At 41.0% G+C, this 25503-nt stretch carries 26 protein-coding genes; 13 read left to right on the forward strand and 13 right to left on the reverse strand.

All coding sequences use genetic code 11. From position 1 onward, the window contains the following. Positions 1 to 110: 110 nt before the first annotated feature. The 7 genes from QP437_RS00815 to QP437_RS00845 form a co-directional block, all read right to left on the reverse strand. Positions 111 to 680, reverse strand: coding sequence for a hypothetical protein (locus tag QP437_RS00815; RefSeq protein ID WP_197546983.1), 570 nt, complete (start codon positions 678 to 680; stop codon positions 111 to 113). A gap of 97 nt (positions 681 to 777) precedes the next feature. Then, positions 778 to 1323 (reverse strand): hypothetical protein, encoded by a 546-nt coding sequence (locus tag QP437_RS00820; protein ID WP_285266622.1) that lies wholly within the window; start codon positions 1321 to 1323, stop codon positions 778 to 780. A gap of 63 nt (positions 1324 to 1386) precedes the next feature. Continuing rightward, a complete protein-coding gene (locus tag QP437_RS00825) occupies positions 1387 to 2610 on the reverse strand; it encodes a DUF711 family protein (protein ID WP_285266623.1) in 1224 nt (407 codons plus the stop codon). Between the two features lie 24 nt (positions 2611 to 2634). After that, entirely contained in the window at positions 2635 to 3924 is a 1290-nt protein-coding gene (gene purD, locus QP437_RS00830; RefSeq protein WP_285266624.1) for a phosphoribosylamine--glycine ligase, read from the reverse strand. 194 nt (positions 3925 to 4118) lie between these two features. Next, entirely contained in the window at positions 4119 to 5717 is a 1599-nt protein-coding gene (purH, locus tag QP437_RS00835; RefSeq protein WP_285266625.1) for a bifunctional phosphoribosylaminoimidazolecarboxamide formyltransferase/IMP cyclohydrolase, read from the reverse strand. Positions 5718 to 5901: 184 nt separating this feature from the next. Beyond that, entirely contained in the window at positions 5902 to 6300 is a 399-nt protein-coding gene (locus QP437_RS00840) for a DoxX family protein (RefSeq protein ID WP_049357642.1), read from the reverse strand. A gap of 117 nt (positions 6301 to 6417) precedes the next feature. Further along, positions 6418 to 8184 carry a protein-disulfide reductase DsbD gene (locus tag QP437_RS00845; RefSeq protein WP_285266734.1) on the reverse strand — a complete coding sequence of 589 codons (1767 nt, stop codon included), beginning with the start codon at positions 8182 to 8184 and terminating at the stop codon, positions 6418 to 6420. A 179-nt stretch (positions 8185 to 8363) separates the two neighbouring features. Here QP437_RS00845 and arcA point away from each other — a divergent pair, with 179 nt between their 5' ends. The 4 genes from arcA to ykgO all read left to right on the forward strand — a co-directional run bounded on the left by arcA (position 8364) and on the right by ykgO (position 10246). Further along, positions 8364 to 9077 (forward strand): two-component system response regulator ArcA, encoded by a 714-nt coding sequence (arcA, locus tag QP437_RS00850; RefSeq protein WP_065243792.1) that lies wholly within the window; start codon positions 8364 to 8366, stop codon positions 9075 to 9077. A 112-nt stretch (positions 9078 to 9189) separates the two neighbouring features. Further along, entirely contained in the window at positions 9190 to 9672 is a 483-nt protein-coding gene (gene smpB, locus QP437_RS00855; protein ID WP_049357636.1) for an SsrA-binding protein SmpB, read from the forward strand. A 160-nt stretch (positions 9673 to 9832) separates the two neighbouring features. Beyond that, a complete protein-coding gene (locus tag QP437_RS00860) occupies positions 9833 to 10099 on the forward strand; it encodes a type B 50S ribosomal protein L31 (protein WP_005695437.1) in 267 nt (88 codons plus the stop codon). Between the two features lie 9 nt (positions 10100 to 10108). Then, entirely contained in the window at positions 10109 to 10246 is a 138-nt protein-coding gene (gene ykgO, locus QP437_RS00865; protein ID WP_005695435.1) for a type B 50S ribosomal protein L36, read from the forward strand. Between the two features lie 50 nt (positions 10247 to 10296). On the opposite strand, the gene cgtA is transcribed toward ykgO, so the two are convergent. The 4 genes from cgtA to rplU all read right to left on the reverse strand — a co-directional run bounded on the left by cgtA (position 10297) and on the right by rplU (position 13190). Continuing rightward, a complete protein-coding gene (cgtA, locus tag QP437_RS00870; RefSeq protein ID WP_005697855.1) occupies positions 10297 to 11469 on the reverse strand; it encodes an Obg family GTPase CgtA in 1173 nt (390 codons plus the stop codon). A gap of 27 nt (positions 11470 to 11496) precedes the next feature. Then, entirely contained in the window at positions 11497 to 12414 is a 918-nt protein-coding gene (locus tag QP437_RS00875) for a DMT family transporter (RefSeq protein WP_285266626.1), read from the reverse strand. A 186-nt stretch (positions 12415 to 12600) separates the two neighbouring features. Next, positions 12601 to 12858 (reverse strand): 50S ribosomal protein L27, encoded by a 258-nt coding sequence (gene rpmA / locus QP437_RS00880; RefSeq protein ID WP_005539872.1) that lies wholly within the window; start codon positions 12856 to 12858, stop codon positions 12601 to 12603. Between the two features lie 20 nt (positions 12859 to 12878). Beyond that, positions 12879 to 13190: a 50S ribosomal protein L21 gene (gene rplU, locus QP437_RS00885; protein ID WP_111406854.1), complete on the reverse strand. Its 312-nt coding sequence runs from the start codon at positions 13188 to 13190 to the stop codon at positions 12879 to 12881. Positions 13191 to 13425: 235 nt separating this feature from the next. On the opposite strand from rplU, the gene ispB reads away from it, so the two are divergent. Continuing rightward, complete coding sequence (gene ispB, locus QP437_RS00890; RefSeq protein ID WP_005697829.1) at positions 13426 to 14415, forward strand: octaprenyl diphosphate synthase; 990 nt, start codon at positions 13426 to 13428, stop codon at positions 14413 to 14415. Between the two features lies 1 nt (position 14416). Then, positions 14417 to 15157: an epoxyqueuosine reductase QueH gene (locus tag QP437_RS00895; protein ID WP_065243789.1), complete on the forward strand. Its 741-nt coding sequence runs from the start codon at positions 14417 to 14419 to the stop codon at positions 15155 to 15157. Between the two features lie 48 nt (positions 15158 to 15205). On the opposite strand, the gene QP437_RS00900 is transcribed toward QP437_RS00895, so the two are convergent. Beyond that, positions 15206 to 15511 (reverse strand): cell division protein ZapA, encoded by a 306-nt coding sequence (locus tag QP437_RS00900; RefSeq protein ID WP_049362360.1) that lies wholly within the window; start codon positions 15509 to 15511, stop codon positions 15206 to 15208. A gap of 160 nt (positions 15512 to 15671) precedes the next feature. Between QP437_RS00900 and polA the strand changes: the two genes are divergently transcribed. From polA to QP437_RS00925, 5 genes are all read left to right on the forward strand, one after another. After that, the gene (gene polA / locus QP437_RS00905; protein WP_285266627.1) at positions 15672 to 18470 is read left to right on the forward strand and encodes a DNA polymerase I; all 2799 of its coding nucleotides are present in this window, start codon (positions 15672 to 15674) and stop codon (positions 18468 to 18470) included. 11 nt (positions 18471 to 18481) lie between these two features. Next, a complete protein-coding gene (locus tag QP437_RS00910) occupies positions 18482 to 18796 on the forward strand; it encodes a cupin domain-containing protein (protein ID WP_285266628.1) in 315 nt (104 codons plus the stop codon). Between the two features lie 18 nt (positions 18797 to 18814). After that, the gene (locus QP437_RS00915; RefSeq protein ID WP_285266629.1) at positions 18815 to 20119 is read left to right on the forward strand and encodes a serine dehydratase subunit alpha family protein; all 1305 of its coding nucleotides are present in this window, start codon (positions 18815 to 18817) and stop codon (positions 20117 to 20119) included. Between the two features lie 165 nt (positions 20120 to 20284). Beyond that, positions 20285 to 21328 (forward strand): YeeE/YedE family protein, encoded by a 1044-nt coding sequence (locus QP437_RS00920; RefSeq protein ID WP_285266630.1) that lies wholly within the window; start codon positions 20285 to 20287, stop codon positions 21326 to 21328. 9 nt (positions 21329 to 21337) lie between these two features. Then, positions 21338 to 21559 carry a sulfurtransferase TusA family protein gene (locus QP437_RS00925; protein ID WP_005626781.1) on the forward strand — a complete coding sequence of 74 codons (222 nt, stop codon included), beginning with the start codon at positions 21338 to 21340 and terminating at the stop codon, positions 21557 to 21559. Between the two features lie 67 nt (positions 21560 to 21626). On the opposite strand, the gene nanQ is transcribed toward QP437_RS00925, so the two are convergent. Continuing rightward, positions 21627 to 22094, reverse strand: coding sequence for an N-acetylneuraminate anomerase (nanQ, locus tag QP437_RS00930; protein WP_285266631.1), 468 nt, complete (start codon positions 22092 to 22094; stop codon positions 21627 to 21629). Between the two features lie 242 nt (positions 22095 to 22336). Here nanQ and pnp point away from each other — a divergent pair, with 242 nt between their 5' ends. Both pnp and nlpI read left to right on the forward strand, forming a co-directional pair. Continuing rightward, complete coding sequence (gene pnp, locus QP437_RS00935; protein ID WP_285266632.1) at positions 22337 to 24475, forward strand: polyribonucleotide nucleotidyltransferase; 2139 nt, start codon at positions 22337 to 22339, stop codon at positions 24473 to 24475. 64 nt (positions 24476 to 24539) lie between these two features. Then, positions 24540 to 25481, forward strand: a complete 942-nt coding sequence (gene nlpI, locus QP437_RS00940) for a lipoprotein NlpI (RefSeq protein WP_070776275.1) — start codon at positions 24540 to 24542, stop codon at positions 25479 to 25481. Positions 25482 to 25503 lie beyond the last annotated feature (22 nt).

Raw genomic sequence — 25503 nt, forward strand, 5'->3', positions numbered from 1 at the left:
TTTCCTCGTTGTTTGAATTATTTGTGTATAGTTTACCTGTTTCCAGGCAAAAACTTAACCAAAAATTTCGACCATATTTTTCATTATTACAATGAAAAACATTCATTTATCTAAATCGAGCCTTTTTCTTTCACTAATTTTTCAATTAATTTAACTTCTTTTGTTTTCTCGCCCGCACTAAGTTTACGGCATTGGCTGGTTTCTTTCGTGTAAGTATTAAAATTTGTCATCCTTGTTGGACTTTTCATTTTAATCTTCATATCCAAATGATCACCACAACGATCGCAAGGTGAAACAAATTCCTTCTCATAGTCTTTAAACTCTGGAACTTGCTCTATGATTTTCGCAACTTGCGGTGAATGGGCAGTTTTAAATAGACGATCGGTAAAGTCATAACTCAATTTACCATCACTTGCCTGCCATTTGGCTTTGGCTTGCAATAAATAACGCATCCAACCTTCTTTTGTATCAATCTGTGAAATACCGCGTAGAAGCACAGTTTGATCCGCTCGATAAGTGACATAATCAAAATGCTCAACTGGCAAAGGTGCCTTGGCGGCTGGTTTCACATGACAAATCCAATCACCCACCAATGCTTTTTCCTGTTCAGTTTGCTGATGCGCTGTTGCACATCCCGATAGCAATACAGCGACAAGACTACCTAATACTAATTTTCTCATAGTAATACTCCTTTTATTAAGTTGATTTCCGCACTTACAAAAATAAAGTGAGGTTAAAATCGCGCTTGTTTTTTTATCAAGCTTAAAATAATTGCATTTATTTCTTCACAAACCACTGATTCAATAACTGAATATCTTTGTCATTCTCTGTGACTCGTCGGCAAGTCGCAAAATCCTTATCTAAAATAAGTTGATTGCCATTCTGTTTAAGTTCAATTGGCATATTCACGTGATCGCCTGATTTGCTATAAAACGCAGCCAATTGCTCTTTTTCTTGTTTTTGTAATTTCTTATCTTGCTTGATAGCTTTCGCCACATTGTTACTGTGCGCAGGCACCATCGCGCGATTAACAAAATCAAAACTCAAGACATTATTTTGGTTCTGCCATTTCACCTTGCCTTTTGTTAAATAACGAATAGTCGTCTCTTTATCCAATTCAATGTAGGAAATGCCTCGCAAGGCGCCTGTTCCATCTGGCTTTAAGACAAAGTGATCTAAGCGCTCGTAAGTTTGTTTATCTTGTGTCGGGATAGTATGACAAATCCACTCGCCATCTAATGTTGAACTTTGTGAGACATTTGAAGCCCCCGAGCAACCTGTTAATAATGCAGCAACAAGGCTACCTAATATTAATTTTCTCATGAGATACTCCTTTTATTGACAGTAGGGATAACATTGATCACAACAAAATAGGGAAATTTTCGTTTAATCAGGAATATGTAAAAGGCGGCAGTTACATAAATCATCACTCTCAAATTCAGATATTTCACCTGCAACCTTATTCGGAATGGGAAATAAACGCACAGTGAGGGGTTTATTTAAGCGAAATGCCATCGTTCCAGTGTCGCGCATAATAGCCGCTATGCTTTCTGCCTTAACATTTCCCGCCACTGGAACCGTGTCTAAACCGATACCACATACTGCACTATAAGTCAGTAAAGCACGGATATCAAAATAGTGTTTTTGTGTACCTTCGGCTAAACCTAAATCTTCTGTCACCGCCAACATCAATCCAGAAAACCCAACCAATGGCACACGTTGGATTGATTTAAACACTTTTGTCAGTAAAGCTGAAACCTCTACTGAACCAGCCGCACCAAAATAGGGCAATCCCATTAATTCATAAATTTTTGTCATGGATGCACAATTTTTCGATGGTGCCGCCGAACTATCAATGCCTGCAAATTCAAATTCACCTGATAATTTGACCGCACTTAACATCTCTAATACTTGATCTACATGATATTGCAGGGCTTGCGACATAGCTTGATAGCAATCAGCATAAAATTGATTATGAGGCGATTTGGGTACAGATTTTAATACTTCGACTAATAAATCGGGTGTTTCGAACCCAATAACAAAACTATTTGGTAAATGGCTTAGATGATAACCGGCGGGGAAATAAGGAATAAATGGCTTGCAGTTAAAATTCACCGTAAAGTTAAAATTACCTTCACCACGTGGTGTGATGTTTGCAATTTTTTGTACGGCATAAACAGATTGCTCAATGAGTTCATTATCTAACACACCATTTTCATCTAATGGCACGTTGACACAAGCATTACACAAGTCGCCATAAGCCGCGATTAACTCTGGCAATAAAGCAATTTCCTCTTTATTTCTCGCCGCGCCTATTGCAAATCGAAGACGAATTCCACTTTCATTAAATTTATTCAATAATTCCGTTAAATACTGCAAATCAGCTTTTGCTGTCTGCAAATTGGTTAAATTCAAATATTCACCAAAGGGATTGGTAATCACTCGAATCGATTGCAAGGTATAACCTGCTTTCTGCACAGCGGGTAATAACAAATCCACATCACGTTTCACCGAATAAAGGGCGCTTTCCCATTGCGATTTATCTTTATGTAATGTTAGAAAAAAACTGATTGTGCGAAGACGACATAATTCTTTATTTTTATAATCCATGCGATTCCTTAACATTAAATGTAGTTATTTTTGCTGCTCACGTTCAACAGCACGATAACCAATATCTCGACGATAAAAACGTCCAGACCATTGAATTTGCTCAGCGAGTTTTAAGGCTTTTTGTTGTGCTTCAAATACACTTTCGCCTAATGCAGTAACACAAAGCACGCGACCGCCGTTCGTGACTAACTTGCCTTCTTGTTCTGCAACTCCCGCTAAGAAAACTTTCTCATTTTCGACCGCACTTTGTGGCAAACCGGTGATTTCATCGCCCTTGCGATAATCGCCTGGATAGCCTTCAGCCGCCAAAACAATCCCTAAGGAAGATTTTGGATTCCATTGGGATTTCACTTCGTTCAATTTACCATCGCAAGCTTTAAGACAAAATCCTACCAGATCTGATTCAAGACGTAGCATGATCGGCTGGGTTTCTGGATCGCCAAAACGGCAGTTAAATTCAATCACTTTCGGCTGACCATTCGGCATAATCATTAATCCAGCATACAGAAAACCTGTGTAAACATTGCCTTCCGCTGCCATGCCATTAACTGTTGGATAAATCACTTCTCGCATAATGCGATCATGAATTTCTTGTGTCACCACTGGCGCAGGCGAATACGCACCCATACCGCCAGTATTTAAGCCTATATCATTTTCGCCCACGCGTTTATGATCTTGACTAGTCGCCATAGGTTCGACGTTTTTACCATCTACCATGACGATAAAACTTGCTTCTTCGCCATCTAAAAACTCTTCAATCACCACTCGGCTACCCGCTTCGCCAAAGGCATTACCTGAAAGCATATCACGCACAGCCTCTTCCGCATCCTGCAATGTCATTGCAACGATTACGCCTTTGCCCGCCGCCAAACCATCTGCTTTGACGACAATTGGCGCACCTTTTTCACGCAAGTACGCCAAGGCAGGTTCTACTTCGGTGAAGTTTTGATATTCTGCCGTTGGGATTTTGTGACGAGCGAGGAAATCTTTAGTGAATGCCTTTGAACCTTCCAATTGTGCAGCTGCTTTAGTTGGACCAAAAATCTTCAATCCAGCTTCACGAAATGCATCAACTACCCCAATCACTAGCGGTGCTTCAGGGCCAACAATGGTTAATCCAATTTGCTTATCTTGAGCAAATTTCACTAATGCGGGAATATCTGTTGCAGAAATATTCACGTTTTCTACTTTTTGCTCTAATGCGGTACCCGCGTTGCCTGGTGCGACAAAAACTTTATCTGCTAGTGAAGATTGAGCTGCTTTCCAAGCCAAGGCGTGTTCACGCCCGCCATTTCCGATGATGAGGATGTTCATAATGCTCCTTGTATCTTTTTGAATTTAACCCCCCTCTTTAGCAAAGAGGGGGAGGGGAGATTTGGCAGAAGTTATTTTAACCTCATAGTATATTTAGCATCGTTTAAATCTCCCCCCAGCCCCCTCTTTGCGAAAGAGGGGGGGAGGAATAAGTAAAAAAGTAATTCGCTCATTGAGCGAAGTTACGATATAAATTAATGTCTAAAATGACGCATTCCAGTTAATACCATCACCATATTATGTTCATCTGCTGCATCAATGACTTCTTGATCGCGCATTGATCCACCCGGATGGATAACACATTGAATCCCTACTTTCGCCGCTGCATCAATGCCGTCACGGAATGGGAAGAAAGCATCAGATGCCATCACACAACCAGCCACGGTCAAGCCTTCATCCTGTGCTTTGATACCTGCAATTTTGGCCGAATACACGCGGCTCATTTGGCCTGCACCAATACCGATAGTTTGGTTATCTTTGGCGTAAACAATGGCATTCGATTTCACGAATTTCGCCACTTTCCAGCAGAATAATAAGTCTTTTAATTCTTGTTCAGTTGGTTGACGTTTACTCACCACTTTTAAATCATCCAAACCAACCATGCCTAAATCCGCATCTTGTACTAACAAGCCACCGTTCACGCGTTTGAAATCTAAACGTTCGGAACGTGACGTCCATTCACCACATTCAAGCAAACGAACATTTTTCTTACGTTTCACGACTTCTTGCGCTTCAGCAGAAACTTTCGGTGCAATAATCACTTCAACGAATTGGCGTTCCACAATTTCATTCGCCGTTTTTTCGTCTAATTCACGGTTGAAAGCAATAATGCCGCCAAATGCAGAAGTTGGATCGGTTTGGTAAGCACGGTTGTAGGCGTCTAAAATATCTTTACCTAAGGCGACGCCGCATGGATTGGCATGTTTAACGATCACACAAGCTGGCTCATCAAATTCTTTCACGCATTCAAGTGCCGCATCGGTGTCTGCAATATTATTGTAAGACAAGGCTTTACCTTGGAGTTGATTAGCCGTAGCCACACTCGCCTCTTTCACACTCAAATCAACATAGAAGGCAGCATTTTGATGGGCATTTTCGCCGTAACGCATGGTTTGTTTACGCACGAAGTTAAGGTTTAAAGTCCGTGGGAATTGACCGCACTTCGCATCCGCATCTTCTTCCTCTGCCACATGATATGGTTTCACCATTTGTCCGAAGTAGTTAGCAATCATGGAATCATATTGCGCGGTATGTTCAAATGCTTTAATCGCAAGATCAAAACGGGTTTCAAGCGTTAGGCTGTTTTGATGTTTATCCATCTCTGCAAGAATTGCATTGAAATCACCATTATTTACCACAATCGCCACATCTTTATGATTTTTCGCTGCAGAACGCACCATGGTTGGTCCACCGATATCGATATTTTCTACCGCATCAGCCAAAGTACAATCTGGTTTACCCACAGTGGCTGCAAACGGATATAAATTCACGACAACCATATCAATGCCTTCAATGCCATGTTGCTGCATGATGGCATCATCTATACCACGACGACCAAGAATCCCGCCATGTACTTTTGGATGCAAGGTTTTCACACGACCGTCCATCATTTCAGGGAATCCCGTATAATCAGACACTTCAGTCACCGGCAAACCATGCTGCTCCAACAATTTTGCGGTACCACCTGTGGAAAGTAGTTTTACACCACGCTGTACTAAGCCTTGAGCAAATTCTACGATACCGGTTTTATCAGAAACACTCAGTAAAGCCTGACGAATTGGACGATCTGTCATTACATTTTCCTTTAATTAAATGGTTAAAAATAAGCGCGGGGAATTATAACGCAAACGTTTGCGTTTATGTAGAAAAAATTTTCCTGGTAAGCGCACTTCAAGGTTCGACTGCTTATTATTTAGGAGGTTTAAAAAATAAAAAAGCCCGCAAAATACGGGCAACCTAACAGTGTGAATAATGTGATTAGCGTTTGCGGTTATCTAAAGAAAATGCACCGGCACCAGCAAACACAAAATAGAAGAACACGAGAGAGTAAAGTAAAGCAAGTTCACCACCGTTCGCGATTGGGAAGAATAAATTCCCTTTACCTGCAACGTGCATAAAGAAATACGCATAAGCCATTTGACCCGAAAGGATAAATGCCGCAGGGCGAACAAATAAACCTAAAATTAATAGGATTGAACCGACAATCTCGATTACTCCACCGACAATCATCATTGGATCGCCCACTGCGCCGTTACCGCCCGTCATTGAAATTGGGAATTCCCAGAATTTCGCTGTGCCGTGTAAGATAAACATATACGCAGCGACGATACGTAATAAAGCTAAAACATACGGAGAGTATTTTTCTAAGTTTTTCATAAAGTTTTCCTAATAAAAAATAAAAAGTGATTTGAGAACGGGGTGTATATTAATGATTAACCCAAAGCCAAACAATACCTCAAATCGAAAAGGACTTTTTACGATTAGGAAATAATCTTACGCTTTACTGATTTTCTTAATCCATTGTAAAAACTCAACTGGCGGCATGAATCCGTTAACACGACTCCCCTCTATTTCTTTTTCATCTCGGTTAAAGAATAAAATTGTCGGTAAACCTAACACTTTATATTTTGTCATTAAAGCACGGTTTTCTTCGGAGTTTTTTGTCATATCGACTTGAAGAAGCAGCATGTCACCAAAGGCTTTTTGTACACTTGGATCACTAAATGTTTCTTTTTCAAACTCTTTACACGCCACACACCAATCCGCATAAAGATCGAGCATCACAAGCGGTTTGTTATTTTCAGCAAGTGCTTGTTGCAATTCAGCTTCGCTTTTTACTTTCTTAAATTCAACATGGGAAACCACTTTATTTTCGATCGCACTTGGTGTTGAGGTTTCGCCCCAAACCCAAGTTTGAAGTGGTTTAACACTAATCATTGCCGCCACTAAAAAGAGAATTCGGAATACCCAACCTGTGTCATTTTTCGGCATTTGGAAAGCAAACCAAATGAAGAATGCGGTACCGAGCATCGCCCATAATCTTGGTGTCCATTCATCTGGCAAAATACGAGAAATTAAGAATACCGGTAATGCGAGCATCACAAAACCAAAGAGCTTTTTGACGGTTTCCATCCACATACCTGATTTAGGCAGGATTTTATTCCCAAATAAAGTGATTAAAATCAACGGTACGCCCATGCCCAACGCGAGCAAATAAAGTGTGATCGCACCTGTAAACAAATCCCCACTCTGCGCCACGTAAAGCAATGCGCCAGAAAGCGGTGCTGATGTGCAAGGCGAAGCCACAAGCCCCGCAATCATCCCCATTAAGAACACGCCACCCAAAGCACCGGCTTTTTGCTGTTGGCTAAGTAAAGAGAGTTTTGTTTGTAAGGAGCTTGGGAGCTGTAAGGTAAATACACCGAACATCGACAAGGCTAACAAGACAAAGATGATTGATAAGCCAATCATCACATAAGGATGTTGCAACGCCACTTGGAATGGCAAACCAATTGCAGCCACAACCAAGCCTAATAAGGTGTAAGTCACCGCCATCCCCTGCACATACACAAAGCTTAATGCGAAAGCGCGCCACATATTAGGGCGTTGATTTTGACCAATCACAATCGCTGAAAGCAGTGGTAGCATTGGCAATACACAAGGGGTAAAGGCTAAACCTAATCCTAACAAGAAGAAACCAAATACAGCATATTTGCTGTTAAATAAACTTTCCGCTAAACGGTCTTGTTCTGCTTTGGGTTGTACTGAAAGTGCGGTCGAGTTTTCCGATGTTTTTTCAGTATTAGCGACCTGTGCAATAGGCAAATCTGCCACTTTAATTTCTTTCACTTCAGGAGGATAACAAAAGCCCTCAGTACAACCTTGGTAAGCAATCTCAACCATATCTTCTGCTTTTAATGGCGACTGACTCACTTTAAAAATAGCTTGCACAGGCTTTTTGAAAATCTTCATTAAGCCAAAATAAGGATCGTTATAATCTTCGGGTGAAATAGAAAATGTAGCTACATCAAATGATGCATTTTCTTCTTGATTGAGCTTCACGGAAATTTTCTCTTGATAGAGATAATACCCTTCTGCAATCGACCAATTGACGATCACATTTTCTTGATTCTCGCTTTTCGCAGCTGAAAATTGAAAAGCTTCATCCACTGGCAAGAAAGCCGGTTTCTTATCAAAAAGACCGGCTTGAGTGGAAAGTGCGGTAAAAATAAAAAATAAAAAAAGAAGAATTCGCTTCATCATAAAGTTCCAACTATTGTTCCTGCTAAAATTCTAGCATAGATAAGCGGAATGTTAATAATTTATGACTTAGATCATAAAATTAAATGTAATTTAAACAATGACCACACTTTTCTGTTGTTACAGCAATGTTACAATTATAGAATATGCCCATAACGAAGTATAACAAGGAGCAACGAATGGCTACCCCAAAAATTCTCATTGTGGAAGATGAAGCGGTAACCCGTAATACGTTAAGAGGAATTTTTGAAGCTGAGGGCTATGAGGTATTACAAGCACAAGATGGTGCAGAAATGTATCGTCAGTTAAACTCAGAAACGGTCAATCTCATCGTATTAGATATCAACTTACCTGGTAAAAATGGTTTATTACTGGGACGTGAATTACGTGAGAAAGCTGCAATTCCATTAATCTTCCTCACGGGACGAGATAACGAGGTCGATAAAATTTTAGGCTTGGAAATTGGGGCAGATGATTATCTCACTAAACCATTTAACCCAAGAGAACTCACCATTCGTGCACGAAATTTATTGCATCGCACCATGACACTAAATGGCAAAGAAACCCATTTACAACGTGAGAACTATCGTTTTAATGGGTGGACACTGGATTTAAATAGCCACAATTTAATCACACCTGAAGGCGTTGAATTTAAACTGCCTCGTAGTGAATTCCGTGCCATGTTGCACTTCTGCGAAAACCCTGGAAAATTGCAAACTCGTGAAGAATTATTGCTAAAAATGACAGGACGTGAATTAAAACCACAAGATCGTACTGTGGATGTAACAATTCGTCGTATTCGAAAACATTTTGAAGATCATCCTAATACCCCAGAAATCATTGCTACCGTACATGGAGAAGGCTATCGTTTCTGTGGAGAGTTAGAAGAATAATTGATCATTTAGTAATAAAAGGCTGAGTCAAATCAGCCTTTTGTTTTTTGCTATCCACGGCGAGATTCGGTAAAATCAACGCCAATTTACGATTAATGAACAACGGATAACAATGACCAAGAAAAAAGTCAAAGTCGGCTCCAACACCATTGCGTTAAATAAACGAGCTCGACACGAATATTTTATTGAAGATGAAATTGAAGCCGGCCTTGAATTACAAGGTTGGGAAGTAAAATCAATGCGCGCAGGTAAAGCCAATATCAGCGACAGCTATATCATTTTTAAAAACGGGGAAGCCTATTTATTTGGTGCGACCATTCAACCATTAAGCTTGGCTTCTACCCACGTGGTTTGCGATCCGACGCGTACGCGTAAGCTTTTATTGAATAAACGTGAACTGGATAATCTTTTCGGTAAATCAAGCCGTGATGGTTTTACCATTGTTGCCCTTTCTCTTTATTGGAAAGGTGCTTGGGCAAAGATCAAAATCGGTCTTGCGAAAGGTAAAAAACAACATGATAAACGTGATGATATTAAAGAGCGAGAATGGAAAGTAGCGAAAGAGCGTATTATGAAAAATGCACATCGTGGGTAGCCATCCGACAAAACAGACAAAATGCCTTTCAACCAAAAGGCATTTTTCTTTTTCTCAATATGAAAAAAATTCTCATAGCTATGAATAAAATTATATTGATAATCATTCTCTTTTGAATTAGTATCTTCGCCCAATTCTTTTCGTTATATAAGGAGCTCTAATGAAAAAAGGCATTCACCCTGAAAATTATCGTACCGTTTTATTTTACGATTCCAACGCGAAACAAGGCTTTCTCATTCGTTCTTGTGCTAAAACCAACAACACCATGAAATGGGAAGATGGTAATGAATACCCTGTATTTATGTGCGATACCTCATCAGCCTCTCACCCATTTTATACTGGTAAAACTCGTCAAATTGGTAACGAAGGTCGTGCAAGTGAATTTGCAAACCGCTACGGTAAATTTGGCGCATTTAAATCAAAATAGGAATGTTCAATGAAAGTATTATCTTCACTCAAAAGCGCAAAAAACCGTCCTGGCTGCAAAATTGTTCGTCGCCACGGTGTCGTCTATGTCATTTCGAAAACCAACCCTCGCTTTAAAGCGCGTCAAGGTGGGAAAAAGAAAGGTTAACCCCAATAAAAAAAGAGCGGTCAAATTTCCGCTCTTTTTTCATTTAGGCATTAAGGTTTGTAAATAAACTCAACACCTTCTTCATCTTCTTCGTCCCAATCATCCCAGTCATCATCTTCATCATCAAATTGATGTTCAGCAAGCTGTTCTTGATGGTAGTCTTCCCATTTGAATTTCACTTCTTCTGGTTTATTTTCTTCTACTTCCGCATCACGTGGATTCGCTTCAATGAAATCCATAATATCACGACAAAGTGGCGGCACATTTTTACCGGTTGCGGCAGAAATGAGGTGATAGCCTTCTTCCCAACCAAGACGTTCGGTAATCTCTTGAGCACGTTCATGCGCCTCTTCTTCTGTCATCGTATCAATTTTATTGAAGACTAACCAACGTGGTTTATCTGCCAATTTTTCACTATATTGGAATAATTCTGACTCAATGATCGCAATATTATCAGCAGGATCGGATTCATCAATTGGGTTAATATCCACTAAATGAATTAACACACGACAACGTTCTAAGTGCTTTAAGAAACGAATACCCAAACCCGCACCATCCGATGCACCTTCAATCAATCCAGGAATATCTGCCACTACAAAGCTATGGCTCTCATCCACTTTCACTACGCCTAAACTTGGCACTAAAGTGGTAAATGGATAATCCGCAACTTTTGGTTTTGCGGCTGAAACGGCACGAATAAAGGTGGATTTACCTGCATTTGGTAAACCAAGCATCCCGACATCCGCAAGAAGCATCAATTCTAATAATAAATCACGTTTTTCCCCAGGTGTCCCCATGGTTTTTTGGCGAGGTGCACGGTTCACTGAAGATTTAAAACGTGTATTACCTAAACCATGATAACCACCTTTCGCCACTAACATTTTGGCGCCATGCTTTGTCAAATCGCCAAGCACTTCTTTGGTATCATTATCAATTGCACGCGTTCCCACCGGCACACGTAACGTAATATCTTTACCGCGGCGACCGGTACAATCTGAACTATGACCATTCTCACCGCGTTCTGCAGCAAAACGTTTCGTAAAGCGATAATCGATCAAGGTATTTAAGTTTTCGTCTGCAACCAAATAAACATCACCGCCATCACCGCCATCACCGCCATCAGGACCACCTTTGGGGATAAATTTTTCACGGCGGAAACTTACACAACCGTTTCCACCATCCCCTGCTTCCACACGAATCAAGGCTTCATCAATAAATTTCATAAAAACTCTCCAATATTTAACCGCACTTTACTTTGATTGCGGTAATAACTTATGTCCGATTGCCGACAAAATTGCTCCGCATACTACAACAAACGCCCCGATATAGCTAATCATATTTAATTCTGGCGCGGCAAAATTATCAGGGCTCGCATAATGCGCAAGATGAGCAAAGAAAATTGTAAATAGTGGCACTAAGGTTATCACAACGCTTACTTTAGAAACTTCCCAGCGATTAAGTGCTTCGGCATACGCGCCATAACCAAATAAGGTATTTAAGCAACAATAAGCTAAACAACCAAATGCTAACGGGCTGAGCTCTCTCACTTGGGAAAATTCAGCAACAGGCGTAAATACCAAAAGACAACCGAAATAAATCATTAATAAAATTTGTGGTGAACTAAAACGGCGAAGCATTAATTTCTGTGCCATACCATAAGCAACCCAAATTAACGAGCCCGCTAGACTTAATAATACACCCGTTAAATAGCGACTTTCCCCTTGAAACCCACCTAGTTTATCATTAAAGAAAAGCACTAACCCTACAAGTAATAAGACTAAACCTATTTTTTGGTGTAATCCGAGCTTTTCTTTAAAGACAAAAAGACCGCAAATCAACATGCCAAAAGAGGAAAAGTGAATAAAAATTTGAGCTGAAGAAGGATCAATAAACTTAAGTGAGCTATTAAATAAGAAGAAGTTGCCAGACAACCCTATGACACCAATTACTACCAACCAAATAAATTGACCGCCTTTCAAAAATTGTGGCAATTTTTTCTTATAGGCAAGTAAAATAAAGAGTGCTAGAAATGCCACAATAAAGCGATACCACACGATCGTTTGTGGCGTCATCACGGATAAAACCTGTTTTAACGCAATAGGTAAAGATCCCCATGCCATCGCTGTAATTAAAGCAAATAGAAATCCTAAAAGAGGTTGTTGTTTCATGATGTCTTCCTTTATTTGGCTAAAGCACAGTTAGGAATTCAGGTAAATTTCATTCTAAGAAATATTGAAGAGAATGAATGACAGTGCCAAGATAACAGATTTGATTAATGATTGTAAATCACAGGTAAGAAAACAAAGAAAACGCCCCACAGATAATGCGGGGCGTTTATCAAATCAGATGTAAAATTATTCAGTTACAATACTTACGTATTTACGGCTTTTCTCGCCTTTCACTTCAAATTTTACTTTACCGTCTGCGGTAGCAAATAAGGTGTGGTCACGACCCATACCTACGTTGTTACCTGCGTGGAATTTAGTACCACGTTGACGTACAATGATGCTACCTGCTAATACAGATTCGCCACCGAAACGTTTAACACCAAGGCGTTTAGCTTCAGAATCACGACCGTTACGAGTTGAACCACCAGCTTTTTTAGTTGCCATCTACTTGATCTCCTCTGAAATTATGCTTGAATCCCAGTGATTTTCACTTCTGTGAACCACTGACGATGACCTTGTTGTTTACGGCTGTGTTTACGACGACGGAACTTAACGATTTTAACTTTATCGCCACGACCTTGTGCCACAACTTCAGCCACTACTTTCGCGCCAGCTACTACTGGTGCACCAATTTTAACATCTTCACCATTAACGACCATCAACACTGAGTCGAACTCAACTGTTGAGCCAGTTGCAAGTTCAAGTTTTTCTAAACGAACTACTTGACCTTCGCTCACACGGTGTTGTTTACCGCCACTTTGGAAAACTGCGTACATAAATACTCCGCTATAATTGTGCTTCTCCGTTACTATTTTCGGTCCGCACTTCAAAATTCATATAAATAGGTCGCAAATTCTACGGAAAAAACAACTCGATCGCAAGCACTTATTTGCAATAAAATAAAAAAAAGCGCTTTTCCTCGAGTTTAATTTCAGAAACCTTGAAAAATCGGGTAAAATTCACCGCACTTTTCTTTTATATATATATACACAACCATCGAACCAAATGAAGATGAACAAACAAGATTTAATGGATATGCATGCAATCCAAGCATTAACCGATGCGGATATGCAGAAAGTCAACCAAGCTATTTTAGCACAAATTAACTCAGACGTGCCGATGGTTAATCAGCTTGGTTTTTATATTGTACAAGGTGGCGGAAAACGTATTCGACCACTTATTGCGGTCTTAGCGGCGCGTGCATTAGGCTACGAAAGCGATAAAGTAGCAACTTGTGCGACCTTTGTAGAATTTATTCACACCGCTTCTTTATTACATGATGATGTGGTGGATGAATCGGATATGCGTCGAGGCCGCGCAACGGCAAACTCTGCCTTTGGTAATGCGGCTAGCGTATTAGTGGGCGACTTCATTTATACCCGTGCATTCCAATTAGTGGCGCAGTTACAATCGCTAGATATTCTTCGCATTATGGCTGACGCCACCAACGTGTTGGCGGAAGGTGAAGTTCAACAATTGATGAATGTGAATGATCCGGATACCACAGAAGAAAGCTATATGCGCGTGATTTATAGTAAAACAGCACGCTTATTTGAAGTGGCGGCACAATCTGTTGCGATTGTTGCGGGTGCTGAAAAATCAATTGAAACCGCATTTCAAGAATATGGCCGCTATCTCGGTACCGCATTCCAATTAGTAGATGACGTGCTAGATTACAGCGCAAACGCTGCAGCATTAGGCAAAAATGTGGGTGATGACCTCGCCGAAGGTAAACCGACTCTTCCTTTATTACACGCAATGCGTCACGGTAATCCACAACAAGCTGCGCTTATTCGTGAAGCCATTGAACAAGGCGGAAAACGTGATGCGATCGATGAAGTGCTTGCGATTATGGCAGAACATAAATCTCTTGATTATGCAATGGATCGTGCGAAACAAGAAGCAAAAAAAGCGGTTGATGCCATTGCCTTATTACCTGAAAGCGAATACAAAAAAGCCTTAATTTCACTGGCTTATTTATCGGTAGACCGAACTTATTAATATGACTGAAGAACAAATTCAACCGCAAAGTGCGGTCGATTCTCAAGCTAAATTTCAAAAACCGCGTAAACAAAAAGTGCGCAAGGATCCCAATGCGCCTTTTATTCGTGAAAAACTTGAATTACCTGAAGGACATAATAAGTTACTTCTCCACTCCTGCTGTGCGCCTTGCTCAGGTGAAGTGATGGAAGCCATTTTGGCCTCGGGTATTGAATTTACGATTTATTTTTACAACCCGAATATTCATCCATTAAAAGAATATTTAATTCGTAAAGAAGAAAATATCCGCTTTGCCCAAAAATTTGGGATTCCGTTTATTGATGCTGACTACGATCGCCAACAATGGTTTGATCGCGCAAAAGGTATGGAATGGGAACCCGAACGTGGCATCCGTTGCACCATGTGTTTTGATATGCGTTTTGAAAAAGCGGCTGAATATGCTCATGAACATGGTTTCCCTGTATTTACCAGCTGTCTTGGTATTTCTCGCTGGAAAGACATGGATCAAATTAATGGATGTGGTCACCGTGCAGCTGAAAAATATGATGATGTAATTTATTGGGATTACAACTGGCGTAAAGCTGGCGGATCGCAACGCATGATCGAAATCAGTAAACGTGAACGTTTTTATCAGCAAGAATATTGTGGCTGCGTTTATTCTTTACGAGACAGCAATAAATGGCGTGAAGAAACAGGGCGACAAAAAATTGAAATTGGTAAACTCTATTACACGCCCGATTAAAAATACATAAAAAAAGAACCGCACTTTCAACATGCGGTTCTTTTTTATTTAATCAACGATAAGACGCCCACCTAATGCATTCTCTAAAGAATGATCTAACTGCTGAATTCGCGTACATAACACGTTTTCAATCTGGGCATTTTTATTCTTTTCTTGGGTTAATTCAAAACTTAAATTCAAGGCAACAATAGAAAGCACACGGTCTAATTGCAATAAACCTGTACGCTCTTTCATTTCAGACACTTGAAGATCTAAATTACGCGCCGCTTGACGCAAAATCTCTTCTTGTTCGGCAGGGACATTCAAGCGCAGCACTTGCCCTAATACAACAACTTCAACCAGTTTTAATGACATGTTATTCCCTTATGTTGAATGCTCAAGTGTTCCTATTATGCCACAGCCAAATGCCTTCGTCATAATTTTTACGTTTAATTGACCGCACTTTATCCGTTCGCCCCATTTCGCAATTTACGCTATAATGCGACACTTTTCATTATTTTTGAACGGAATATTTATGCCAACTATCGCTCCTAATCCATTAGTCCTAGTGGACGGTTCATCTTATTTATATCGTGCTTTCCATGCATTTCCGCCACTCACCAATTCAGCCGGCGAACCGACTGGCGCCATGTACGGTGTATTGAACATGCTCAAAAGCCTGATTTCACAAGTGCAACCGAGCCATATTGCGGTAGTCTTTGATGCGAAAGGCAAAACTTTCCGTGATGAAATGTTTGAACAATATAAATCCCATCGTCCACCGATGCCAGATGATCTGCGCAAACAAATTCAACCGTTACACGATATTATCCGTGCCCTTGGCATTCCTCTTTTAGTCATTGAAGGCGTGGAGGCGGACGATGTCATTGGTACCTTAGCGGTAGCGGCTTCCAAAGCTAATCAAAAAGTCTTGATCAGCACCGGCGATAAAGACATGGCACAACTGGTGGATGACAACATTATGTTAATCAACACCATGAATAATACCTTATTGGATCGCGAGGCCGTGATTGAAAAATACGGTATTCCGCCAGAACTCATCATCGATTACTTAGCGCTAATGGGCGATAGCGCCGATAATATTCCAGGCGTGGCGGGTGTGGGTGAAAAAACCGCACTTGGTCTCTTGCAAGGTATCGGCAGCATGGCAGAAATTTATGCCAACTTAGACAAAGTGGCTGAATTGCCAATTCGTGGGGCAAAAAAATTAGGTGATAAATTATTGGCTGAAAAAGAAATGGCCGACTTATCCTATCGCCTTGCCACGATCAAAACCGATGTTGCCCTCGATATTACGCCAGAGCAACTCACTCTTGGCGCAAGCAATAACGATCAACTCACTGAATATTTCGGCCGTTATGAATTTAAACGTTGGCTCAATGAAGTGATGAATGGCGCTGATTCCATCACCAATAATAACGAACAACCGACCAAGATTAATCACTATCAAGCTACGCCTGCGCTCGCTCAAGACAATAGCGAGGAAGCATTACCACCAATTCAAATTGATCGTAGCCGTTATGAAACCTTGCTCACTGAAGCAGATTTAAATCGTTGGGTGGAAAAACTCAAGCAAGCCAAGCTTTTTGCCCTAGATACAGAAACCGATAATTTAGATTATATGGCTGCTAACTTAGTGGGCATTTCCTTTGCGTTAGAAAATGGTGAAGCAGCTTACTTACCGCTACAATTAGATTATTTAGGTGCACCGAAAACCCTTGAAAAAACAACCGCACTTTCACTGTTAAAACCCGTTTTAGAAAATCCAGCCATTCAAAAAGTCGGGCAAAACTTCAAGTACGATCTCACCATCTTTGCCCGTAATGGCATTGATGTACAAGGTGTGGCTTTCGATACTATGTTGGAGTCCTATGTACTCAACAGCACTGGTCGTCATAATATGGACGATCTGGCGAAACGTTATTTAGGACACCAAACTATTAGTTTTGAAGAAATTGCAGGCAAAGGTAAAAATCAGCTGACCTTTAACCAAATTCCATTAGAACAAGCCGCCGAGTACGCGGCGGAAGATGCCGATGTAACGATGAAGCTGCAACAAGTGCTATGGGAAAAACTCTCTAAAGAACCCACTCTTGAAAAACTCTTTAAAGAAATGGAATTGCCATTGTTAGGCGTACTTTCCCGTATGGAACGTCGTGGTGTCTTAATTGATAGCGATGCACTATTCCTACAATCTAACGAAATCGCTAACCGTTTAAGTGAATTAGAAGAACAAGCTTATGTCTTGGCGGGGCAGCCATTTAATTTGGCCTCCACCAAACAATTACAGGAAATTTTGTTTGATAAATTAGGTTTGCCGGTTATTCAAAAAACACCAAAAGGTGCGCCATCCACTAACGAGGAAGTATTGGAGGAACTGGCATTTAGTCATGAATTACCGAAAGTGTTAGTAGAACATCGTGGGCTAAGCAAACTAAAATCCACCTACACCGACAAATTGCCGCAAATGGTGAATCCGCAAACGGGTCGAGTGCATACTTCCTACCATCAAGCGGTGACAGCCACCGGTCGTCTTTCATCAAGCGATCCGAATCTACAAAACATTCCGATTCGTAATGAAGAAGGGCGTCGTATTCGTCAGGCATTTATTGCGCGCGAAGGCTTTACTGTTGTTGCGGCCGACTATTCACAAATCGAGCTGCGCATTATGGCGCACCTATCACAGGATCAGGGCTTAATTAACGCCTTTACCCAAGGCAAAGATATTCACCGCTCTACTGCGGCAGAAATCTTTGGGGTGGCACTGGATGCAGTAACTTCCGAGCAACGCCGCAATGCTAAAGCAATTAACTTCGGTTTAATTTATGGTATGTCAGCCTTTGGCTTATCGCGCCAACTCGGTATTGGCCGTGCCGATGCTCAGAGCTATATGGATTTGTATTTCAAACGCTATCCTGGCGTACAAACTTTTATGCATGATATTCGTGAAAAAGCTAAAGCCCAAGGCTATGTGGAAACCCTATTCGGCCGTCGTTTATATCTGCCGGATATTAACTCTTCTAATGGTATGCGCCGTAAAGCAGCCGAACGTGTCGCGATCAATGCACCAATGCAAGGCACTGCCGCAGACATTATTAAACGCGCCATGATTCAATTAGATCAAAAACTACAAAACGATCCCAATATTGCGATGATTATGCAGGTGCATGATGAATTGGTGTTTGAAGTGCGGTCAGAAAAAGTGGCGTTTTATAGCGAACTCATCAAAACACAAATGGAAAGTGCAGCTGATTTAGTGGTGCCATTGATTGTAGATGTGGGGCAAGGCAACAACTGGGATGAGGCTCACTAACAAATTTAGTCATGAATAAAGTTATTAGAAGTCACCTCTTTACGGCTGAACGCGCTTGGGGAGCCCTTGATATTACCAATATGAATGGCATCTCCGTGCGTCTTCACTGGACAGATAAACCTTACAAATGGCATATCAATGACGGTGAAGAAGTCTTTGCTGTCATGGATGGGACAGTGGAAATGCGCTACAAAGAAGATGGCAAAGAGAAAGCCGTATTACTCCATACGGGTGATATTTTTTATGCGGGTATCGGTACCGAACATGTTGCTCATCCACAAGGTGAAGCGCGCATATTAGTCATAGAGAAAGAAGACAGCATTTAGCAGATAAAAAAGAATTTTATGAATCAAGAAAGACTCAACGAAATCGAAAAACCATTACTTCACCTTGTGGAACGAGATGTGGTTCCGGCTCTGGGCTGTACTGAACCTATCTCTTTAGCACTTGCCGCAGCAACCGCAGCTAAATATTTAGGTAAAACACCTGAACGTATTGAAGCTAAAGTATCACCAAACTTAATGAAAAATGGATTGGGTGTTGCAGTACCGGGAACGGGCATGGTGGGATTACCTATTGCCGCGGCGATTGGTGCTTTAGGCGGTGACCCTGAGGGTGAGTTAGAAGTATTAAAACACATCACACCCGAGCAAGTTTCACAAGCCAAAGCTATGCTTGATAAAAAACTTGTTAATGTGGATATTCATCAAACCGATCATATCTTATATTCAGAAGCCGTGTTGTTTGCCGATAATGACCGAGTAAAAGTAGCGATTCAAGATCAACACACAAATATCATTTTAATTGAAAAAAATGGCGAAGTTGTTTTTGAGAAAGAACACGATGAATGCACTGATTGCGATCCTTATGATATTTTCAAACAGGTGAGCGCACGTGAAATCTTTGAATTTTCTTGTGAAATTGAGCTCGATAAAATCCGCTTTATCGGACAGGCTGCCGAACTCAACCGAGCGCTGTCTAACGAAGGATTACGTGAAAATTACGGCTTACACATTGGCAGAACGTTACGCAAACAAGTCGGTAGCGGTTTAATGTCAGACGATTTGCTCAGTAAAATTATGATCGAAACTACTGCAGCCTCCGATGCGCGTATGGGCGGGGCTACATTGCCAGCAATGAGTAATTCAGGTTCAGGTAACCAAGGTATTGCCGCGACTATGCCCGTGGTTGTGGTCGCCGATTATTTAAACGTGAGTGAAGAAAAACGTCTCCGTGCCCTCTTCTTATCACACTTAATGGCCATTTATATCCACAGTAAATTACCCAAACTTTCTGCCCTTTGTGCGGTAACAACTGCCTCTATGGGGAGCTGTGCGGGTATTGCCTATTTACTCACAGGTAAATTCGAAACCCTGAGCATGGGCATTTGCAGTATGATCGGTGACATCAGTGGAATCATCTGCGATGGCGCATCCAATAGCTGTGCGATGAAAGTGTCCACCAGCGTGGCTTCTGGCTATAAATCGGTACTCATGGCAATGGATGAAACCCATGTTACAGGTAATGAAGGTATTGTTGAACATGATCTCGATCGTACTATCGACAATCTATGCTCAATTGCGTCTAAGAGTATGCACCACATCGATCGCCAAGTAATTGAAATTATGGTGAGTAAGCCCTGCCCTTAATATCGTGATAACTTACGATAAAGTGCGGTCAGAAAAACACACAAATTTCTGACCGCACTTTTTTATATCAAAAAAACATATTTTCTAGCCAAAAGTTATTGGCGCTACCTTCTTATTTTTTTAGAAAATACCAACCTACTTAGTTCTAAAAGAGAAGGAATATTTATGCTTTTAACCGGATTACTTTGCGGAATTTTACTCGGATTTGTGATGCAGCGTGGGCGCTTTTGTATTACTGGCGCATTTCGCGATATGTATGTCACCAAAAATAACAAAATGTTTGTAGCCCTTCTATTGGCGATTACCGTGCAATCCATCGGTTTCTTTCTCTTAAAAGAAATCGGTGTATTAAATGTCGATCCCGCTGAAAATTTTGCCTTTTTAGCGGTAATTATCGGTGCCTTTGTGTTTGGTATCGGCATTGTTCTTGCTGGCGGTTGTGCAACAGGTACGTGGTACCGTGCTGCGGAAGGCTTAGTCGGTAGTTGGGTCGCGTTATTCACTTATATGTTATTAAGTGCCATCATGCGCACTGGCCCATTAGGCGAATTCAATAAAACTTTACGTGGCATCAATATCGAACAACGCAACATTTATGATACATTCGGCATTTCACCTTGGTGGTTAGTGGCACTATTAACTTTAGTGACAGCCTTTTATGTATACAAACATCTCAGCAAACCAAGCGTAAAAGTTGCGGCATTAAAACCGAAGAAAACGGGGCTTGCCCACTTATTATTTGAAAAACGCTGGCACCCATTTTTCTCAGCCGTGTTAATTGGATTAATCGCGCTTGCCGCTTGGCCACTCAGTGTTGCTACTGGTCGTGAGTTTGGACTTGGTATCACCGGCCCATCCGCTAATATTATGCAATTTCTTGTTACTGGCGACGGTAAATTTATTAATTGGGGCGTATTCTTAGTCTTAGGGATTTTTATAGGGTCATTCATCGGTGCTAAAGCAAGCAATGAATTTCGTGTTCGCGTACCGGATGCCACCACGATTCTACGCAGCGGACTCGGCGGTATTCTTATGGGTATTGGCGCAACACTTGCGGGTGGCTGTTCTATCGGTAACGGTTTAGTCGAAACTGCCTTTTTCTCTTGGCAAGGTTGGGTCTCATTGCCATTGATGATTCTCGGCACTTGGGTAGCCGCCTACTTCACCATTATCCGTCCACAACGTTTAAAATTATCAAAAGCATCATAAGGAGTTTATATGATCGTTAAATTACCAACACTCGGCCTTGTTTGCCCATTTCCTCTCGTTGAAGCTAAGGAAGCCATGGCTAAGTTAAATAAAGGCGATGGCCTCGAAATTGAGTTCGACTGCACCCAAGCCACTGAAGCCATTCCCGCTTGGGCGGCTGAAGAAGGTTATGAAGTGACCAACTTCGAACAAATTGATGATGCGAAATGGTCAATTACAGTGGTTAAATAATAAAAAAGTGCGGTCAGAAAAACACCAAAATTTCTGACCGCACTTTTGTTTTAATAAATCGAAATTGTTAAATCAATTCGACTGGTACTTTCACCACTAATTTTTTCACAAAACTTGATTTGCCGTTTACGGTGCAACCTGGTTTATGTGGTTCATAAGGGAAAAAGACGGCGAACATTTTTGGTAAAAGTGTTACGGTGCTTTTATCTTCAATTTGTGGGGTAAGTTGATAATCATCAGCATCACGATATTCATCGTATAAGCTGAGATTTGGATAAGTCGCGCTTACTTCAACATTTTCTTCACCACGAATAAGTAATTGAATATCTAGATATTTGTGGTGAAGTTCAGCTTGTTTGCTATCCGTTTCAACCGTATCAAATTCCATGACATTCATATAAACTTGCTCACTTAAATCATGACGGCCATTTTCTAATGCTTCAAGATCTAACGTGTTGAGATGATCGCAAATGTCCGCGATAACTTTGGGTAAACCCACTTTGAAATTTGGGTTATTTAATGCACTGATAATCATAGTGTCTCCTTACGTATGTATTTGTATGAGAATATGATAACAAGTTGCTTATATTAAATAAAGTTACCAATAAATTTAAAACTCTGTATAATAAGCGAGCTTTATTTTCTGCATTAGCGTGCGGCTATCAAAAGAGATTTTTAAACGCCCAAAGTGCGGTCATTTTTTCGAAAGATTTCTTTTGCTAGTCGCAATCTGGAAAATAAAGCTTTGTTTTAAATATTATTTTGAAGGAAAACATTGTGAATCCAATTGTTAAACAATTTAAATACGGTCAACATACCGTTACTCTAGAAACCGGCGCGATTGCACGTCAAGCAACTGCTGCAGTCATGGCAAGCATGGACGATACCACGGTATTCGTGACTGTTGTTGCTAAAAAAGATGTAAAAGAAGGTCAAGACTTCTTCCCATTAACCGTAAACTACCAAGAGCGTACTTATGCGGCGGGTAAAATCCCTGGTGGTTTCTTCAAACGTGAAGGTCGTCCATCTGAAGGCGAAACTTTAATTGCACGTTTAATCGACCGTCCAATTCGTCCATTATTCCCAGAAGGTTTCTTCAACGAAATCCAAGTTGTGGCAACTGTAGTTTCTGTAAACCCACAAATCAGCCCAGACTTAGTGGCAATGATTGGTGCTTCTGCAGCATTAACCTTATCTGGTGTGCCTTTCAATGGCCCTATCGGTGCAGCACGTGTTGGTTTCATCGACAACCAATTCGTATTAAACCCAACTATGGCTGAACAAAAACAAAGCCGTTTAGACTTAGTGGTTGCAGGTACTGACAAAGCCGTATTAATGGTTGAATCTGAAGCAGACGTTTTAACTGAAGAACAAATGTTAGCGGCAGTCGTATTCGGTCATCAACAACAACAAGTTGTGGTTGAAGCGATCAAAGAATTTGCGAAAGAAGCAGGCAAACCACGTTGGGATTGGGTTGCTCCAGAGCCAAACACCGATTTAATCAATAAAGTAAAAGCGATTGCAGAAGCACGTTTAGGCGATGCATACCGCATTACTGAAAAACAAGCACGTTACGAACAGATCGATGCGATTAAAGCGGATGTGATTGCAAAAATCACAGCTGAAGATGAAGAAATCAGCGAAGGTAAAATCGTGGATATTTTCACCGCACTTGAAAGCCAAATCGTTCGTGGCCGTATCATTGCAGGTGAACCACGTATTGATGGCCGTACTGTTGATACCGTTCGTGCATTAGACATTTGTACTGGTGTATTACCACGTACTCACGGTTCTGCAATTTTCACCCGTGGTGAAACGCAAGCATTAGCCGTTGCAACGTTAGGTACTGAACGCGATGCACAAATCATTGATGAATTAACAGGTGAACGTCAAGATCACTTCTTATTCCACTACAACTTCCCTCCATACTCTGTAGGTGAAACCGGTATGATCGGCTCGCCAAAACGCCGTGAAATCGGTCACGGTCGTTTAGCAAAACGTGGTGTAGCAGCCGTTATGCCAAGCCTTGCAGAATTCCCGTATGTTGTGCGTGTTGTATCTGAAATCACTGAATCTAACGGTTCTTCTTCTATGGCATCTGTATGCGGTGCGTCTTTAGCATTAATGGATGCGGGCGTTCCAATCAAAGCTGCTGTCGCAGGTATCGCAATGGGCTTAGTGAAAGAAGAAGAGAAATTCGTAGTTCTTTCAGATATCTTAGGTGATGAAGACCACTTAGGTGATATGGACTTTAAAGTGGCGGGCACACGTGAAGGTGTCACCGCACTTCAAATGGATATCAAAATTGAAGGTATCACCCCTGAAATTATGCAAATTGCATTAAACCAAGCGAAAGGTGCACGTATGCACATTCTTGGTGTAATGGAACAAGCAATCCCTGCACCACGTGCAGATATTTCTGACTACGCACCGCGTATTCACACCATGAAAATTGATCCGAAGAAAATCAAAGATGTTATCGGTAAAGGTGGTGCAACTATCCGTGCATTAACTGAAGAAACCGGTACGTCTATCGATATCGATGATGATGGTACAGTGAAAATTGCTGCAGTAGATAGCAGTGCAGCGAAAAATGTGATGGCACGTATTGAAGAAATCGTTGCTGAAGTTGAAGCGGGTGCAATTTACAAAGGTAAAGTGACTCGTCTTGCTGACTTCGGGGCATTCGTTGCTATCGTTGGAAATAAAGAAGGTTTAGTTCATATTTCTCAAATCGCAGAAGAGCGCGTAGAGAAAGTGAGTGATTATCTTCAAGTTGGTCAAGAAGTGACGGTGAAAGTGGTTGAAATCGATCGTCAAGGTCGAATCCGCTTAACCATGAAAGATCTTGCACCAAAACAAGAAACTGAAGCAGAATCTGCACCTGCAGAAGATATTTCAGAAGAACAGGAATAATCTCACAGGGTGTGTGAATTTAGTTTACACACCCATTTTGATTATCAAACTAACTTATAAAACAATGCAGTATTTTCGGTTATTCCGTTTTCTAGTTTCGTTGTCTAGCCTAAGTGTGATTTTATTTATTTCCGGTTGTGTACAATCGGGAAACGTGTTTGTCGCACCAAATAAAGTCGTGCTAGCGGATCAAACGCCGAATACGCACTTCGAACAAGAAGTGATGATTACCCGAATCGGGCAAGTTTTATTAGTTGGAAAAATGAGTAATGAAGAACGAGCGACGCTTCACTTTGAACGTGGCGTGTTATACGATTCCCTCGGTTTATGGGGTCTCGCACGTTATGACTTTACACAAGCCCTCGCGTTACAGCCAAAGATGGCTTCCGTTTACAATTATTTAGGGCTTTACTTACTGCTTGAAGAAGATTACGACAGTGCATTAGAAACCTTTAATGCGGTGTTTGAATTGGACCCAAGTTATGACTATACCCATCTTAATCGTGGTTTAAATTTTTATTACGTCGAACGCTATAATCTTGCTGAAGACGATTTGATGAAGTTTTATGAAGCCGATACCAAAGATCCCTATCGCGTACTCTGGCTCTATTTGAACGAACAAAAATTAAAACCACAAGAAGCCCATGCCAACCTTGTTGAACGAGCTAAAGGGCTATCTAAGGACTTCTGGGGAACAAATATCGTTCAATACTATTTAGGTAATATTTCCGTGAGTGACTTGCAAGAGCGGGCAACCAAATTTGCAGAAAACTCGCAACAATATGCAGAAATATTAACCGAAACCTACTTTTATCTAGCAAAACAAAAACTCAATTTGGGGCAAATTGATGAAGCTGCGGCTTTATTCAAACTTGCTATTGCGAATCAGGTGTATAACTTTGTTGAGTATCGTTTTGCCGTGTTAGAGCTGATGAAATTGAAACCGGCTCAAACTGAAGACGAAAAAGAAGAAAAAAGTGCGGTCACAAAAACAGCTGTTTTTTAGACTTACCTCCTTCTTTTATAAC

The sequence above is a fragment of the Haemophilus sp. UMB1048 genome, assembly GCF_030218125.1.
Taxonomy (GTDB): domain Bacteria; phylum Pseudomonadota; class Gammaproteobacteria; order Enterobacterales; family Pasteurellaceae; genus Haemophilus_D.